Source organism: Chryseobacterium sp. 22532, from assembly GCF_052044665.1.
Lineage (GTDB): Bacteria > Bacteroidota > Bacteroidia > Flavobacteriales > Weeksellaceae > Chryseobacterium > Chryseobacterium lathyri.
In genome coordinates, this window is sequence record NZ_JBQENJ010000006.1 from 123,248 (window position 1) to 140,051 (window position 16,804).

At 35.1% G+C, this 16,804-nt stretch carries 15 protein-coding genes; all 15 read left to right on the forward strand.

From position 1 onward, the window contains the following. Nucleotides 1–59 precede the first annotated feature (59 nt). The gene (locus tag ACTJIV_RS16775; RefSeq protein WP_111956544.1) at nt 60–1,253 is read left to right on the forward strand and encodes an efflux RND transporter periplasmic adaptor subunit; all 1,194 of its coding nucleotides are present in this window, start codon (nt 60–62) and stop codon (nt 1,251–1,253) included. A gap of 134 nt (nt 1,254–1,387) precedes the next feature. Next, a complete protein-coding gene (locus tag ACTJIV_RS16780; protein ID WP_440628799.1) occupies nt 1,388–2,911 on the forward strand; it encodes a glycosyltransferase family 39 protein in 1,524 nt (507 codons plus the stop codon). 72 nt (nt 2,912–2,983) lie between these two features. Next, nucleotides 2,984–3,736 carry a subclass B1 metallo-beta-lactamase gene (bla, locus tag ACTJIV_RS16785; RefSeq protein WP_440628801.1) on the forward strand — a complete coding sequence of 251 codons (753 nt, stop codon included), beginning with the start codon at nt 2,984–2,986 and terminating at the stop codon, nt 3,734–3,736. 207 nt (nt 3,737–3,943) lie between these two features. Next, complete coding sequence (locus ACTJIV_RS16790; protein WP_440628803.1) at nt 3,944–4,843, forward strand: NAD(P)/FAD-dependent oxidoreductase; 900 nt, start codon at nt 3,944–3,946, stop codon at nt 4,841–4,843. A 110-nt stretch (nt 4,844–4,953) separates the two neighbouring features. After that, the gene (locus ACTJIV_RS16795; protein ID WP_440628805.1) at nt 4,954–5,280 is read left to right on the forward strand and encodes an ArsR/SmtB family transcription factor; all 327 of its coding nucleotides are present in this window, start codon (nt 4,954–4,956) and stop codon (nt 5,278–5,280) included. Between the two features lie 57 nt (nt 5,281–5,337). After that, on the forward strand, nt 5,338–5,811 hold the full coding sequence (locus ACTJIV_RS16800) for a DUF6428 family protein (RefSeq protein ID WP_111956552.1): 474 nt from the start codon (nt 5,338–5,340) through the stop codon (nt 5,809–5,811). Nucleotides 5,812–5,834: 23 nt separating this feature from the next. Further along, nucleotides 5,835–6,446: a protein-tyrosine-phosphatase gene (locus ACTJIV_RS16805; RefSeq protein WP_440628807.1), complete on the forward strand. Its 612-nt coding sequence runs from the start codon at nt 5,835–5,837 to the stop codon at nt 6,444–6,446. Nucleotide 6,447: 1 nt separating this feature from the next. Next, on the forward strand, nt 6,448–7,482 hold the full coding sequence (gene arsB, locus ACTJIV_RS16810) for an ACR3 family arsenite efflux transporter (protein WP_440628809.1): 1,035 nt from the start codon (nt 6,448–6,450) through the stop codon (nt 7,480–7,482). A 131-nt stretch (nt 7,483–7,613) separates the two neighbouring features. Beyond that, entirely contained in the window at nt 7,614–8,879 is a 1,266-nt protein-coding gene (glyA, locus tag ACTJIV_RS16815) for a serine hydroxymethyltransferase (protein ID WP_111956556.1), read from the forward strand. A gap of 60 nt (nt 8,880–8,939) precedes the next feature. Then, nucleotides 8,940–9,404: a regulatory protein RecX gene (locus ACTJIV_RS16820; RefSeq protein ID WP_223560028.1), complete on the forward strand. Its 465-nt coding sequence runs from the start codon at nt 8,940–8,942 to the stop codon at nt 9,402–9,404. A gap of 44 nt (nt 9,405–9,448) precedes the next feature. Next, nucleotides 9,449–10,540: an aminotransferase class I/II-fold pyridoxal phosphate-dependent enzyme gene (locus ACTJIV_RS16825; protein WP_440629045.1), complete on the forward strand. Its 1,092-nt coding sequence runs from the start codon at nt 9,449–9,451 to the stop codon at nt 10,538–10,540. Nucleotides 10,541–10,658: 118 nt separating this feature from the next. After that, nucleotides 10,659–12,587 (forward strand): polysaccharide biosynthesis protein, encoded by a 1,929-nt coding sequence (locus ACTJIV_RS16830; protein WP_111956560.1) that lies wholly within the window; start codon nt 10,659–10,661, stop codon nt 12,585–12,587. 36 nt (nt 12,588–12,623) lie between these two features. Further along, complete coding sequence (locus tag ACTJIV_RS16835; protein WP_111956562.1) at nt 12,624–13,442, forward strand: polysaccharide biosynthesis/export family protein; 819 nt, start codon at nt 12,624–12,626, stop codon at nt 13,440–13,442. A gap of 7 nt (nt 13,443–13,449) precedes the next feature. Continuing rightward, complete coding sequence (locus tag ACTJIV_RS16840) at nt 13,450–15,831, forward strand: GumC family protein (RefSeq protein WP_111956564.1); 2,382 nt, start codon at nt 13,450–13,452, stop codon at nt 15,829–15,831. After that, entirely contained in the window at nt 15,832–16,800 is a 969-nt protein-coding gene (locus tag ACTJIV_RS16845; RefSeq protein WP_440628812.1) for an SDR family oxidoreductase, read from the forward strand. The last annotated feature ends 4 nt before the right edge of the window (nt 16,801–16,804 follow it).

Genomic DNA, 16,804 nt, shown 5'->3' on the forward strand with positions numbered 1-16,804 from the left:
ATATTTAAATCCTCTCAATTAATTTTTCTCCTTTTAATCGTAAAAAATAAACTAGATATATGAAAAAGAAATTCACTTGGAAAAAAGCCATTTATATTGTACTCGGGCTTTTATTTGCAGTGGCATTGATCTTCGGGATTGGGTATCTCGTAAAATCAAATTCTAAAGAAAGTGAAGCTTTCCTGACCAGAAAACCAAAATACCAGGACATGGAAGACAAGGTGATGGCGACAGGGAAGATCATTCCAAAAGAAGAGATCGAGATCAAGCCGAATATTGCAGGAATCATTGATAAAATTCTGGTGGATGAAGGAGATAAGGTAACGGCAGGACAGCTGATTGCTACAGTAAGAATCATTCCTAATATTGCTGATGTAAACAATGCTCAGCAGGAAGTGGTGAATTCTCAGCTGCAGATCAGCAACGCTAAAATGAATGTGGATAATATGCAGAAGCAATATTCTATGCAGGAAAAACTGTACAAGCAAGGCGTTATTTCCAAGCAGGAGTACTTGAACTCTCAGCAGCAACTGTTTTCACAGCAGCAGGCCCTTAGAAATGCCAACCAGCAGCTGGCTACAGCTCAAAAAAGATTACAGATCGTAAAAACGGGGGCTACTCCGGAACTTCAGGGCCTTGCAACAACGCAGATCCGTTCCAAAGCAGCAGGTACTGTTCTTGAAGTTCCTGTAAAAGTAGGAAGCCAGGTAATCGAGGCTAACTCATTCAACGCAGGGACAACCATCTGCTCCATTGCAGACCTTAATTCTTTGATCTTTCAGGGAGAAATAGATGAAGCTCAGGCAGGAAAACTGAAGCAGGGAATGGATATGAAAATCGTGATCGGTGCCCTTCAGAACAAAACATTCCCGGGAAAACTGACCATGATTGCTCCTAAAGGAAAAGATAATCTGGGAACGATAAAATTCCCGGTAGAAGGTGACGTAAACAACCCTAACAACGAATACATCAGAGCCGGTTTTTCTGCTAACGGTGAAATTGTCCTGAAATCTGAAAAAAATGCATTGCTTTTGGATGAATCACTTATCCAGTACGAAAAGAAAAACGGAAAAGATACCCCTTTTGTAGAAGTGAAACAGCCGGATGGAAAGTTCAAGAAAGTATATGTGAAATTAGGGGCCAGCGACGGGATCAATGTTCAGATCCTTTCAGGAATCACCAAAGACTCTGAAGTGAAAGTATGGAACCCTTCCGATAAGGACAAGGAAGAGCTTAAAGAAAAGAAAAAATAGTAAACAATCACTATATATTTAAACTGTAAGATCCTGGGAAATTTTTTCTCAGGATTTTTATTGTTTAAATGGATGTAATGGATATTTTTAATAAATTGTCTTACAAGAAACAGTAACCATACAATCTCATAACTATGAAGAAAAGCTACCTGATTCTCTTTTTCTTTATCATTGTAAAATTCATCCTCCAATATTCTCTGATCAGCTCCGAATATGAGTTACACAGAGATGAATACCTCCATCTGGATCAGGGCAATCATCTGGCTTGGGGATATCTTTCCGTTCCTCCGGTGAATTCATGGCTGGCCTGGCTCGTTAAAACACTCGGAGGGTCCATATTTTGGGTGAAATTTTTCCCGGCATTCTTCGGAGCAATGACCATTGTTGTTGTATGGAAAATTATTGATGAGCTTCAGGGTAGTTTGTATGCCAAAATATTGGCTTCAACAGGGATCCTGCTTTCAGTACTTCTTCGCATCAATTTGCTTTTTCAGCCGACTTCCCTGGAGGTATTGCTATGGACCCTTATCTATTATGTCTTGATCCTGTATTTTAATTCCGAAAAAGTAAAATGGCTCTACCTTGCTGCGGTAATCTTTGGGATAGGCTTTTTGAATAAATATAATATTGTTTTTTCCGTATTGGGAATTATTCCTGCTGTTCTACTGACCAGACAAAGAAAAATATTTGCTCAGCCTCATCTTTATGGTGCGGCCTTCGTAGCTGTATTAATTATGCTTCCTAATCTGATCTGGCAATACAAATTCGATTTTCCAGTTGTTTCACATATGAAAGAACTTTCGGAAAGACAGCTGGTTCATGTTGACCGGTTCGGTTTTTTTAAATCCCAGATCCTTTTCTTTATAGGCTCGTTATTGGTCATTATTGCAGGCTTTTATGCGTTGTTATTTTACAAACCGTTTGAGAAATTCAGATCTTTCTTTTGGGCATATGTCATAACTATTGCCCTGTTTTTATTTTTCAAAGCTAAAGATTATTACGCTGTTGGGATTTATCCGGTTTTCATAGCATTCGGGGCTGTTTTTCTGGCGCACATCTTTGATAAAAGTTGGAAAAAGTTTCTTAAGCCTGTTTTTATCCTTGTTCCTGTACTTCTGTTTCTGCCTCTGTATAATCTTGCTTTGCCCAATAAAAGTCCGGAATACATAGTCAACCATCCTGAAAAATATAAAAAAATGGGATTGCTCCGCTGGGAAGACGGTAAAGACCATCCGCTGCCCCAGGATTTTGCAGATATGCAGGGATGGAAAGAGCTTGCCCAAAAAGTAGACAAGGAATATTCCCTGCTTTCAGGGAGCGGAAGGACTTTAGTTCTTTGTGATAATTATGGACAGGCAGGAGCTGTTAATTACTATTCCAAAAAAGGAGTACAGGCAGTCTCCTTTAATGCGGATTACATCAATTGGTTTGATCTCAGTAAAAAATACGATAACCTGATCCGGGTAAAAGAATTTTCCAAAGAAGAAGATGAATTAAAAGAGACAGGTCCTTATTTCGAAAACTCCAAAGCCGCAGATTCCATTGTCAATAAATTTGCCCGTGAAAAAGGAACTACAATCTTTAGTTTTAAAGGAGCAAAAATTGACATCCGTACAAACATCAGGGAGGAAATTAATGAGGTGAAGCACAGATATTAACACTTAATTAACTATAATGAATCACATCATAGGGTGAAATATTTTCTAATTTCGCTGTAATTGTAATGCCCTATGAAATCACTATCCAAAATTTTATTTTTATCCTCAGCTTTGTTATTTTTAAACTGCAGTTCTCAGAAAGAAACTCAGAAGGCCCAAGTAGTCTATAAAACAGATAACCTCTCCATCATTCAGCTGTCCAACGGTATTTATCAGCACATTTCCTATCTGAATACAGATTCCTTTGGAAAAGTAGAATGTAATGGGATGATTGTGAAAGACGGAAATGAAACCGTAATCCTGGATAGCCCTGCCAATGATAAAAGTACAGAGGAATTGATTTCATGGATTAAGAATAACCTTCATTCCAAAGTGAATGCTGTTGTGGCAACCCATTTCCATGATGACTGTGTAGGCGGACTGAAAGAGTTTGGCAAAAATAATATTCCGTCTTATGCCAGCAATAAAACTATTGAACTGGCAAAGCAAAATGGAGCAAATGTTCCGGAGCATGGATTTAATGATACCATCACACTGAATGCCGGAAAACACAAAATTTTGGTGAAATACTTTGGAGAAGGACATACAAAAGACAATGTAGTAGCCTATATTCCTGATGAGAAAGCAATGTTCGGAGGCTGTCTGATCAAAGAAATGAATGCTACAAAAGGATACCTCGGAGATGCCAATGTTCAGGCCTGGTCCCAAACCGTTGAAAAAGTAAAAGCCCAATATCCTGATGTCAAACTTATAATTCCGGGACATGGAGAAACAGGTGGGATAGAACTCCTGGATTACACCATAAAACTCTTCAAAAATAATTGATTCACAGATCATATTCGACAATAAATATGACTGACAGCTGATTTTAAATTTTAATAAGTTTAAAATCAGCTGTTTCTTTTTTTAATCTTTTTATTATTGTAATAAAATATTAATGCAACAATATTGCATTAATGAGATTTTATTTTAACTTTGTGATGAGAAGCGAACAGCTGAAAAACAGACTAACATTCAATATTATTTAGTAAAATGAAAAATTTCGAGGTTATTATTATAGGCGGAAGCTATGCCGGGTTATCAGCAGGAATGTCTTTAGGAAGATCATTAAGAAATACCCTGATCATAGACAGTGGGAAACCATGTAACAGACAGACGCCCCATTCACATAACTTTATTACCCATGACGGAAAAGTGCCAAAAGAAATTGCTGATCTTGCCCGCAAGCAGGTCGAAGCATATGATACAGTGAAGTTTCATGAAGATTCTGTTATAAAACTGAGAAAAACTGATGAAGGATTTGAAACGGAAACTTCTGGGGGCGAAAAATTTTATGCTAAAAAACTGATTTTGGCATCAGGAGTGATTGATCTCATGCCTGATATTCCCGGATTTGCAGAATGCTGGGGAATTTCAGTTCTCCACTGCCCGTACTGCCATGGCTATGAAGTGAGAGATGAAGTAACCGGAATTTTTTCAGATGGTGATATGGCCTTTGAATTTTCAAAACTGGTATATAACCTGACAAAGAACCTCTTCATATTCAGTAATGGCCAATCGGTTCTTTCAAAAGATCAGAAAAACAAACTGGCCCAGAATAATATCATTCTTGTTGAAGATGAAATTGAAAAAATAGAGCATGAAAACGGAAACATCCGGAAAGTCATCTTTAAAAGCGGAAAAGAAATCTCCTTGAAAGCACTGTATGCCAAAATACCTTTTGAGCAGAATATCAATGCTTCAGGATATCTTGGCTGTGAGCTTACCGAGCATGGGTTTATCAAAATTGACTCTATGCATAAAACCAATATTTCCGGTGTTTTTGCTTGTGGTGACAATGTCACCATGATGAGGTCTGTAGCCAATGCTGTTGCCCAGGGAAATTTCACAGGAGCTATTGTCAATAAAGAGCTTGCAGAAGAAAGTTTTTAATTATATATTATAAATTGGTGCCGTCCCCGCAGAAATTTTCTGTGGGGATTTTTCACTTAAAATTTTGTTGCTAAAATATATTATCGTAATATTGCGATATAATAAAAAGTATGGGGGCTACAAAAACAGATTTCTTTACAGATGAGCAGAATAAGATCGCTGTCATTGCAAAAGCTTTGGGACATCCGGCAAGAATTGCCATCATTGAATATCTTCTGAAAGTTAATGAATGCATCTGCGGAGATATTGTTAATGAATTGCCTCTTGCACAGCCTACCGTTTCCCAGCATCTGAAAGAATTAAAGAATGCGGGCCTGATCAAAGGAAACATTGAAGGCAATTCTGTATGTTACTGTATCGATGAAAAAGTGTTCGAAATTTTAAATGCTTTCTTTTCAAATATTATTTCCACCGTTAAAAAGCAGAATTGCTGCTAAATTTTTTTTGAATTGAATCATCGTAATATTGCATTATAACAATTAAAATATTGAATTATGAAATTATCAGACATTAAAAGCATTTTACCAGGCTTGGAAAATGTAGAATTCCAGCTGGAGGACGGAAGATTTGTACCGGAACACTTCCACGTTACTGAGATAGGAATGGTTACCAAAAACTTCATCGATTGCGGAGGAACTATCAGAAGAGAAGAACGCATAAATTTTCAGCTCTGGAATGCGGAAGATTACGAACACCGTCTTAAACCCGGAAAATTATTACATATTATTAATTTGTCAGAAGAGAAGCTGGGAATCGGAGATTTTGAAATTGAAGTAGAATATCAGGATCAGACTATTGGAAAATATGATCTGGAATTTAACGGTAACAACTTTATCTTAAAAAATAAACTGACGGCTTGTTTAGCTACAGACGCCTGTGGAATTCCTCAGGAAAAGCAAAAAATAAGCTTAAGCGGGCTGAAGGCTAATCAGGATTCTAGCTGTACACCAGGTTCGGGCTGTTGCTAATATTAACCTTTATAATGACTGGAATGTATCTTAAATTGACAAAATATATAGAAGAACTTCTTTCTATAGAGATCGGCGAAGAAAGAAAAGCTGTTCTGCAGCCATTAATAGATTTTATAGAGCAGAAAAAAAGAAATCAAGAATCAATATCTATTAATTTTATCTGTACCCATAATTCCCGGAGAAGCCATCTGGCACAAATCTGGGCACAAACTGCATCCGCCTATTTTAAAATCTCTAATGTAAACTGCTATTCCGGAGGTACAGAGACAACTGCTTTATTTCCTAAAGTTGTTGAAACATTGATGGAAGCTGGCTTTTATATTTGGAAATTAAGTGAAAGCGAAAACCCTGTATATGCTGTTAAGTATTCTGAAAATGCTTTACCTGTCATTGGATTTTCTAAAAAGTACGATGATCATTTTAATCCAAATACAGGTTTTGCTGCAGTTATGACCTGCTCCCAGGCAGATGAAGGATGCCCTTTCATTTCAGGTGCAGAGAAACGTATTCCTGTTACCTTTGAAGATCCGAAAATCTCAGATAGCACACCTGAACAAACCAGAATATACAGTGAAAGAAGTCTACAAATCGGGGCCGAAATGTTTTATGTTTTTTCCCAAATAAACCATTAAAATGAAGACCAAATTAAAATTTCTTGACCGGTATTTAACCCTTTGGATTTTTCTGGCTATGATCATCGGAGTCGGTTTGGGATATTTTTTTCCTGGCATCTCTGTAATAACAAATTCATTTTCTTCAGGTACCACTAATATCCCTTTAGCTGTCGGCTTAATCCTGATGATGTATCCACCTCTTGCGAAGGTAGATTATAGCTTATTGCCAAAAGTGTTCCGGGATAAAAAAGTAATATCCGTTTCGTTATTATTAAACTGGGTCGTAGGTCCAGTCTTGATGTTTGTTTTAGCTGTTATTTTTCTTAAGAATGAGCCGGATTTTATGATAGGGCTGATTCTTATAGGCCTGGCAAGATGCATTGCCATGGTTATTGTCTGGAATGATCTGGCAAAAGGAAACCGGGAATATGCAGCTTTGCTGATCACCTTAAATAGTATTTTTCAAATTATATCCTATAGCTTTATGGTATGGCTGTTTATTAATATTCTTCCTCAAAAATTAGGATTGGGTAATTTTAATGTTTCTGTACCTATCAGGGACGTAATGGAAAGCGTCTTAATTTATCTGGGAATTCCTTTTTTAGCCGGTTTTCTAAGCCGTTATTTTCTTACGAAACTCAAAGGAAAAGAATGGTACAGCCAAAAATTCATTCCTTTCATATCACCTGTTACTTTATACGCCTTATTATTTACGATTGTCTTAATGTTTAGCTTAAAAGGGGATAAAATATTGGAACTGCCCATGGATGTTGTAAAAATTGCAATTCCACTGATCATTTATTTTGTATTGATGTTTTTTATTAGTTTTTCAATAAACAAATGGCTTAAAGTTCCTTATGATAAAAATGTCTCCATTGCTTTTACGGCGACAGGAAATAATTTTGAATTGGCTATTGCAGTAAGTATTGCTGTTTTTGGAATTCATTCCTCACAGGCTTTTGTAGGAGTTATCGGTCCTTTAGTGGAAGTTCCTATATTGATATTATTGGTTAAAGCAAGTTTGTATTTAAAAAGCAGGTATAAATTGGAGTAAAAAAGTCACCATTGATGGTAAATTACTGCATAATGCCTGAAATTTTATTCCAAAATCGGATTTTAGGATAAAGAAATCTTACAGGAAATTCCGTACATTTGGGGTGAAAAATTTCAAAAACTAAAAGTAAAATGGACATTATTTTCGACCTGATTGAAAAAGAGAGACAAAGACAATCCCATGGATTAGAGCTTATTGCATCAGAAAACTTTGTTTCTGAGAACGTGATGAAAGCAATGGGAAGTGTACTGACCAACAAATATGCTGAAGGATATCCCGGAAAAAGATATTACGGAGGCTGTGAAGTAGTAGATGAGGTTGAAACATTAGCCATCGACAGAGCAAAAGAGCTTTTCGGTGTTGACTATGTTAATGTACAGCCGCATTCAGGATCTCAGGCGAATGCTGCCGTTTACCTTGCCGTTTTGAAAGCAGGAGACAAAATCATGGGTATGGATCTTTCAATGGGAGGACACCTCACTCATGGTTCAGGGGTTAATTTCTCAGGAATTCAGTATCAGGTGGTTTCTTATGGTGTTCAGAAAGAAACAGGACTTATCGATTACGATCAGATGAGAGAGGTTGCTTTGAGAGAAAGACCGAAAATGCTTATTGCAGGTTTCTCGGCCTATTCAAGAGATCTTGATTATGCTAAATTCAGAGAGGTTGCGGATGAGATCGGGGCTACACTTTGGGCAGATATTGCTCACCCGGCTGGTTTAGTGGCCAAAGGGCTTTTGAACTCTCCGTTTGAACACTGTCATGTAGTAACGACTACTACCCACAAGACTTTAAGAGGTCCAAGAGGAGGAATGATCATGATGGGCAAAGACTTTGAAAATACATATGGCCACAAAACGCCGAAAGGAGAAACAAAAATGATGAGCCAGGTATTGGATGGAGCTGTTTTCCCTGGAATTCAGGGTGGGCCGCTTGAGCATGTTATTGCTGGTAAAGCAGTTGCTTTCGGAGAGGCATTGGATGGTCAGTTCGAGACCTATGCCAAGCAGGTTAAATCTAATGCACAGGCACTGTCAAAAGCTATGACTGACAGAGGCTTCAATATTGTAAGCGGTGGTACAGATAATCACTTAATGTTGGTAGACCTTAGAAATAAGAATGTAAACGGAAAAGAAACAGAAAAAGCTTTAGTGCTTGCAGATATTACATGTAACAAAAATATGGTTCCTTTTGATGACAAGTCGCCATTCACCACTTCCGGTATCAGACTGGGAACGGCAGCGATCACGACAAGAGGCCTTAAAGAAAACGATATGGATACGATTGCGGGACTAATTTCTGATGTGGTTGACAATATTAAAAATGAAGAAGTTATTGCTTCGGTAAGAAAGAAAGTAAATGAACTGATGGAAGGCAAAGCCCTGTTCAACTATTAATTTGATTAAAAAACATTATAATAAAGAATGGGCATCTGTCCATTCTTTTTCATATCTATTATGGAGAAGAAATCTTTCACCTTTGATGAAATAAAGCTGAAACTGGTAAATTACTGCGTTTATCAGGACCGCTGTCATGCAGAAGTTGAGCAAAAAATGAGAGAATTTCTGCTGATTGATGAGGCAAAAGATGAAATTATCCTCTACCTTCTGAAAGAGAATTATCTTAATGAAGAAAGGTTTACACGCAGCTATATCAGGGGAAAGTTTTATATCAAGCACTGGGGTAGAAATAAGATAAGAATGCATCTTAAGCAAAAACAGATCTCGGAAAAGCTAATTAACAGCTGTTTTGATGAAATAGATGAAGATGATTATGAAAAAATGATCAGGAAAATCTTCGAAGATTATTATTCCAGGCAAAAAGGAATGCAGGAATATCAGAAAAAATCTAAAACAATAAAATATTTAATGAGCAGAGGCTTTGAATATGAAAAAATAAGTGATACTTTTGACGAAACATAAATAGATAATTGAAAAAAGAAAAAATTTGGCTTTCACCTCCTCATATGGGAGGAAGTGAGCTTGAATATATACACAACGCATTTGATACCAACTGGATTTCCCAATACGGCTCTAACATAGATGAATTTGAAAAGAGCCTGGAAAATTACTTAGGCAACAATTCGCATGTCACAGCTTTGTCTTCCGGTACTGCAGCTATCCATCTGGCATTGAGATTATTAAATGTAGAAGAAGGAGATTTTGTGATCTGCCAGTCTTTTACCTTTGTAGCCTCTGCCAATCCTATTCTTTATCTTAAAGCCATTCCTGTATTCGTAGATAGCGAAAGCGAGACCTGGAATATGTGTCCAAATGCCCTGGAAGATGCCGTAAAGCATTGCATACAGCAGGGAAAAAAGCCTAAAGCTATTATTGCAGTATCCTTATACGGAATGCCCTTTATGGCAGCAGAAATACTCCAGATCTCAAGAAAATATGAAATTCCTATTGTTGAAGACAGTGCAGAAGCACTGGGAAGTAAATATAAAGGACAGCCCTGCGGAACTTTTGGAGACCTTTCTGTTATAAGTTTTAACGGAAACAAAATTATTACAACCGGTGGCGGCGGAATTTTGATCTCAAGAAATGCACAATTCAAAAGCAGAGCACTTATTCTTGCAACACAAGCCAAGGATAATGCAGAATTTTACAGCCATTCTGAATTAGGATATAATTACAGAATGGATAATATTGCAGCAGGGATAGGAAGAGGACAGATGGAAACACTGGACGAAAAAATCAAACAGAAAAGAAAAAATCATGATTTTTATCAAGAACTGGTGAAAAATAATGAAAATATTGAGCTGTTTTCTGCTCCCAACAATGACTTTTTTTCAAACTATTGGCTTAATACCGTTATTTTAAAAAATGAGCTTTCAAAAGAAAAGCTTAGAGAGATATTTTCACAGAATGATATAGAAACCAGATATCTATGGAAACCAATGCACCTTCAGCCCCTATATAAAAAGTGTGATTTTTTTGGAAATAATTTATGTGGTACACTTTTTGACACAGGACTTTGCCTGCCGTCCGGGACCAATTTAACAAATGATTATAGATCTAGAATTTCTGAAGTTTTAGAAAATGAAATTCATTAAATTTGTTTAAAATTTAAGGATAGATAGGATTTTATTTTATTTTTGTATCCATTCTTAAAGAATTAATATTAATAAAAGCAGGTGTTAACCTATTTAAACATGAACACATATTCAGACAATGTATAACTCTCTTAGAAAAAAAATATTTGGAGGTGATAATGTTGTCAATCTCTCAGACGTAAGATATCTTCCCAGATGGATAATACTTGTAATAGATATTATTATTCTGGTAATGTCTTTATTTCTTTCTACTTATACTATTGAAAAAATTACCCAAAAAGAGTTTATCTATCATGAAGATAAAAGCATTGTTTTTGCCTTTATTATTTTGATAAATACAATCTTTATGTATTTTTTCAAAACTTATGCAGGAATTATAAGGCACTCTACGTTTATTGATCTTTTCAAACTGCTGATTTCTTGCTTCTGTACTATGACAGTAGTAGGATTAGTCAACCTTATTTATTTCTGGTCTACAGGCGGAAAGTTTATACTGACACCATTCCTGATACTCTACTTCATCATTTCTTTTATGGGACTGTTTCTTTTCAGATTGTATGTGAAAGAATTTTTTCATATCGTCAGAGAATATAGAAGAAGTGCTCTAAAAAAGAGGATTTTGGTATTGGGTATTGATGAGCAGTCTATTGCTATAGCTCGTGCTATTTTAGATAATCCAAGCCTGCCTTATCAGGTAGTAGGATTTCTTACGCAGAGAACAGACTCCAAAAGGGCTTCTTTATTAGGAAAGCCTATCTATGAGAAAAGTAGAATTGAAGAATCTACAAAAGACGATCTTATTATTGACGGAGTCATTATTGTAAAAGAAATGATGTCTAAAGATGAAATGAACTCATGGGTTAATTTATTTTTAGAAAAAGACTTAAATATTTTCAAAGCTCCATCTGTACAGAAATTAAGAGACAGTGACTTGGGGGGAGCAATCAGGAATCTTCAGATAGAGGATCTTCTTAACAGGAAACCAATAAAAATAGAAAGCGAAGAGGTCAAAAGCAGACATTTTAATAAAAACATCTTAGTGACTGGTGGTGCCGGATCTATCGGAAGCGAAATCGTAAGACAGGTAGCTCAGTTTAATCCTGCATTGATTGTTGTTCTGGATCAGGCTGAAACTCCGTTATATGATATTGAGCTCGAAATGAAGGAAAAATTTCCTCATATCAGATTTAAATTTGTTTTGGCTGATGTTTCCAATATACATAGAGTTGAACCTATATTTCAGATCTATAACTTTTCAATGGTATACCATGCTGCCGCTTATAAACATGTTCCATTGGTTGAGGAAAATCCTAATGAAGCTATCCGTGTTAACGTTTTAGGATCAAAAAATATTTCACTTTTATCAAGCCGTTATAAAGTCAACAGATTTGTAATGATATCTACAGATAAAGCTGTAAATCCTACGAATGTAATGGGAGCTTCTAAAAGAGCAGCGGAATTGTTCGTTCAATCCTTACAGCATGTTGAAGGAAATAAAACAAAATTTATTACAACAAGATTTGGAAACGTGTTAGGTTCAAACGGTTCTGTTATTCCACATTTTAAGCGACAGATTGAAGCTGGGGGACCAGTGACGATTACTCATCCTGATATCGTAAGATATTTTATGACGATTCCTGAAGCTTGCGAACTAGTTCTCCAGGCAGGAACAATGGGACAGGGAGGAGAAATTTTTGTTTTCGATATGGGAGAGCCGGTAAAAATACTTGATCTTGCGAGAAGAATGATTAAATTATCAGGTTTTGAACCTAACATTGATATAAAAATTATCTATACAGGTCTTAGACCAGGTGAAAAACTGTATGAAGAGCTTTTAAGCGATAATGCTAAAACACTTCCTACTCATAATGAAAAGATCATGATTTCTAAAGATCCAACTATGGAATTCCTGGAAATAGAAAGCCTCATTAAGTTGATTACTGATGCTTCTGTAATGGAAGATAAAGTAAATGTAGTCAAGCTTTTAAAAACAATTGTTCCGGAGTTTAAGAGCAATAATTCTGTGTATGAACAATTAGATAAATAGAAAAATATAAATGTATATTTGTACAATTTTAAAAATATGAAGAGTAAAATATTAGGGGTATTTTCTATATTCTTATTAGTATCCTGCAAAGTTAAAGAAAATGCTAAGAATGATTTGAACTATATGCAAAATATAGAGAATGTTGCTATAGAAGCTTCTTCAAAAAATTCTAATTCTACAATACAAGTCGGTGATCAATTAGTAATTTTGATCACTGCAAAAGATATGGATGTTGTCAAAGCATTTAATCAAAATTATTCATCTTCTGAACTGATTCAAACCAACTCTCTTGCTGGAGGAAATACACCTAATCAAGGCTTAACAACTATTAGTGGTCCCACCTATATTGTAGATTCTGAAGGAAATATAGATTTTCCGATAATAGGAAAACTTAATACTACTGGGAAAACATTAATGGATTTCAAAGATAAGCTTAGATCAGAAATGACTCGTTACGTCATTAATCCGACTGTTAGTATTAGATTGGCAAATTTTAAAATCACTGTTTTAGGAGAGGTAACTAGGCAGGGAGATTATGTAATCTCTAATGGACAAGCAACTATTTTAAATGCACTTGGTATGGCTGGTGATTTAACGGCATATGGTAAAAGAGATAATGTTTTGGTGATAAGAACTGAAAATGGACAGATTTCTCATGGTAAAATAAATTTGCAGGATGCAAATTTGATTAATTCACCTTATTACAATTTGAAGCAAGGTGATGCTATCATTGTAGCCTCTACTAACACAAAAGATTTAGCATCTAAACAAAACCCAAATACAGGATTATATTTAACGGCTGCTTCAATTGCTATTACAGCAGCGGCAGTTATTGTAAGTTTAATCAAGAAGTAAAAAATTAATGGATAACCAAAAAAAACTGTATTCTTCAGAAGGAGAAAATTCAAATAATATCAATGAAATTATTAAACCTTATTTAAGAAATTGGAAATGGTTTGTTCTTTCAGCGTTTTTATGTGTACTTGTTACTTATTTCGCTTTGAAATTTGTAACTCCTGTTTACAATATAGAAACAACAGTGCTTGTAAAAGATTCTAAGAATTCTCCTGCTGCAGGAAGTGATATAGGTATTCTTCGAGATTTGTCTGGATTTGGAGGGATGAAAACCAATAGTATAGACAATGAGATTGAGCTTTTTAAGTCTAAGAAACTTATGAGAGATGTTGTGAAATCTCAAGACTTACAAGTTGATATCTTTGCGGAAAAGAAAATTGGAAGTATTGAGCTATATAAACAATCTTCTCCAATTCAAGTTAAGGTTGTTTCAGAAAAGCCATTATCTGAGTTTCCTAAAGATCCTGTCAATTTAAAAATAATTGGTGATGAATTACATCTTAATTCAGATGAATTGGGTAAAGAAATTGTTTCAAAATTTGGTAAAACGATAAATTTACCATATGTGACAGTTATTATTGTTAAAAATAATGAATTTAATCCTTTAACTACAAAGGATATAAATACTAACGAATTACAGCTTAGAATATTACCAATAGAAAAGAAAGTTTCATATTTTCAAAATATTTCTAAGGTTGGTACTGTTAGTAAAGATGCTACTGTTTTGGGATTATCAATGAAATATCCTCAACGTGAAAAGGCTATTGACATACTTAATGCGTTAGTTGTTGCCTATAACAATGATGCTATTTCAGACAAAAACTTAGAATCTACAAAAACATTAGATTTTATTGAAGACAGAATTAAAAAGCTTTCCAGCGAACTTGGTGAGGTAGAAAGTCAAAAAGAAATATTTAAAGCAAAAAATAATCTTACAGATCTTGAAACAGAAGCCAAAATAAATTTAGAAAGTTCTGCTTCTGCAAGAAGTAAGCAATTAGAAATTGATGGGCAGCTAGAATTAACAAATTCTTTAATTGCTTTTGTTTCGAAGCAAGGACAGTTTCAGGTCCTGCCTGCTAATGTAGGTTTAAATAATACTGATGCAACAAGTGGTATCTCTATATATAATCAGCTGATAATGCAGCGTAACAGATTATTAGAATCTGGGACTACAGAAAATCCAGCTGTGGTTGATATTACCAAACAAATTAATTCGATGCGGGCTACAATAGCACAGAGTTTACAGAGAAATAAAGAAGGTTTGGAGTTAGCAAGAAATGAGTATGTGGGCGAGCAAAATAAGGTTTCAGATAAAATATCTAAGCTTCCTTCCATAGAAAGACTATTCAGGGGTATTGAAAGACAGCAGCAGATTAAAGAAAATTTATATCTTCTTCTTCTTCAGAAAAGAGAGGAAACTGCAATTGGATTGTCTATTATGGCACCAAAGGCAAGAGTCATTGATACAGCCTATGCTTCAAATTCTCCAGTATCACCTCAGAAAGGCATTATATTATTTGCTGCTTTAATCGTTGGGTTCTTGATTCCTTTTGCAATTATTTACTTATTTGGATTATTGAATAATAAAGTTGTTTCTAAACATGATCTTGAACATTTAATACATCGTCCTGTAATTGCAGAATTACCAAGTTTGGAGAAAGGGGACTCGGATATTGTTCAAATGAATGATATTACTCCTATGGCTGAAGCATTTAGAATTTTAATAACGAATATGAATTTTATGCTTCCTAAAGGTAACGTTAAAGGAAAAGTTGTATTTGTTACTTCAACAGTTAAAGGAGAGGGCAAAACTTTCACCTCTGTCAATTTAGCCTTAACATTGGCAAATCCAAAGAAAAAGGCAATTATAATTGGTTCAGATATTAGAAATCCTCAACTACAGAGATATAATCCTTCAAGAAAAGGATTGGCAGGGCTTACTGAATATTTACACTCAAACCAAACTCAGCTTGAGGATATAGTTCATGTTTCGTCTTTTAACCCGCATTTAGATGTGATCTATTCAGGAATGATTCCCCCTAATCCTACTGAGTTGTTATCGAATGGTAGATATGAAGTCTTGGTGGAGCAACTTAAATTAAAATATGATTATATTATTTTAGATACTGCACCATTACTTTTAGTTACAGATACTTTTTTGATTTCAGATATGGCGGATGTTACTATTTATGTGACAAGATCAAATTATACTGAAAAATCTTTAATTGAATTTGCTAATACTAATGTAAACCAAAATAAAATTAAAAATGTTGGGTTTGTGTTAAATGATATTAGCCATGAAAACTTAGGTTATAATAATAAATATGGTTACGGATATACTTTTGAAAAGAAAACTTGGTTTCAAAAAATAAAAGATAGATTTTAAATGAAAAAGATTTTAATTACAGGAGGTGCAGGGTTTATAGGCTCAAATCTTACCGAGTACTTTTTAGAGAAAGGATATGAAGTTATTTGTTTGGATAATTTTTCTACTGGCCATCGCCTTAATATTGAATCTTTTCTAGCGAATCCAAAATATAGACTTATTGAAGGTGACATCCGTAATTTTGAAACCTGTACAATGGCGGTACACGGTGTAGATTATATACTACACGAAGCCGCATTAGGATCAGTTCCCAGATCAATAAAAGACCCTCAAACGTCTAATGAAGTTAATGTTTCTGGCTTTTTAAATATGTTAGTAGCAGCAAGAGATGCAAATGTTAAAAGATTTGTTTATGCTGCTTCATCTTCAACATATGGTGATTCTCAAGTTTTACCGAAAGTGGAAGACGTAATTGGACGCCCATTGTCTCCATATGCAATTACAAAATATGTTAACGAACTATATGCAGATATCTTTAGTAAAACTTATGGGATGGAGTGTATTGGTTTGCGTTACTTTAACGTTTTTGGACGCCGTCAGGATCCCAATGGAGTTTATGCAGCAGTTATTCCTTTATTCGTAAAACAATTTATCAGTGGGCAATCGCCAAAAATTAATGGGGTAGGAGATTATTCCAGAGATTTTACTTATATTGATAATGTTATTCAGATGAATGAATTAGCAATGTTAACAGAAAATCAGGAGGGAATTAATACTGTTTACAATACTGCGGTAGGAGAACGAACTACCTTAAATGATTTGGTACTGTGTCTAAAAAAATTGTTAAGCAATTATGATGAAAAAATAGCTAATATTGAAATAATATATGGACCTCACCGACAAGGTGATATTCCTCACTCATTGGCATCAATAGAGAAAGCGAAAAAATTATTAAGCTATTCACCTAGCCATACTCTTGAAGAAGGGCTGGGAGAGGCTGTTAAATGGTATTGGGATAACCTAAGATAAAATT

Bases quoted from the DNA above. Each gene is read 5' to 3' on its own strand.
- ACTJIV_RS16795 (WP_440628805.1), top strand. From the start codon at position 4,954: ATGGGGGCTACAAAAACAGATTTCTTTACAGATGAGCAGAATAAGATC.
- ACTJIV_RS16800 (WP_111956552.1), top strand. From the start codon at position 5,338: ATGAAATTATCAGACATTAAAAGCATTTTACCAGGCTTGGAAAATGTA.
- ACTJIV_RS16805 (WP_440628807.1), top strand. From the start codon at position 5,835: ATGTATCTTAAATTGACAAAATATATAGAAGAACTTCTTTCTATAGAG.
- glyA (WP_111956556.1), top strand. From the start codon at position 7,614: ATGGACATTATTTTCGACCTGATTGAAAAAGAGAGACAAAGACAATCC.
- ACTJIV_RS16835 (WP_111956562.1), top strand. From the start codon at position 12,624: ATGAAGAGTAAAATATTAGGGGTATTTTCTATATTCTTATTAGTATCC.
- ACTJIV_RS16830 (WP_111956560.1), top strand. From the start codon at position 10,659: ATGTATAACTCTCTTAGAAAAAAAATATTTGGAGGTGATAATGTTGTC.
- ACTJIV_RS16820 (WP_223560028.1), top strand. From the start codon at position 8,940: ATGGAGAAGAAATCTTTCACCTTTGATGAAATAAAGCTGAAACTGGTA.
- ACTJIV_RS16780 (WP_440628799.1), top strand. From the start codon at position 1,388: ATGAAGAAAAGCTACCTGATTCTCTTTTTCTTTATCATTGTAAAATTC.
- ACTJIV_RS16840 (WP_111956564.1), top strand. From the start codon at position 13,450: ATGGATAACCAAAAAAAACTGTATTCTTCAGAAGGAGAAAATTCAAAT.
- bla (WP_440628801.1), top strand. From the start codon at position 2,984: ATGAAATCACTATCCAAAATTTTATTTTTATCCTCAGCTTTGTTATTT.
- ACTJIV_RS16825 (WP_440629045.1), top strand. From the start codon at position 9,449: ATGGGAGGAAGTGAGCTTGAATATATACACAACGCATTTGATACCAAC.
- ACTJIV_RS16775 (WP_111956544.1), top strand. From the start codon at position 60: ATGAAAAAGAAATTCACTTGGAAAAAAGCCATTTATATTGTACTCGGG.
- ACTJIV_RS16845 (WP_440628812.1), top strand. From the start codon at position 15,832: ATGAAAAAGATTTTAATTACAGGAGGTGCAGGGTTTATAGGCTCAAAT.
- arsB (WP_440628809.1), top strand. From the start codon at position 6,448: ATGAAGACCAAATTAAAATTTCTTGACCGGTATTTAACCCTTTGGATT.
- ACTJIV_RS16790 (WP_440628803.1), top strand. From the start codon at position 3,944: ATGAAAAATTTCGAGGTTATTATTATAGGCGGAAGCTATGCCGGGTTA.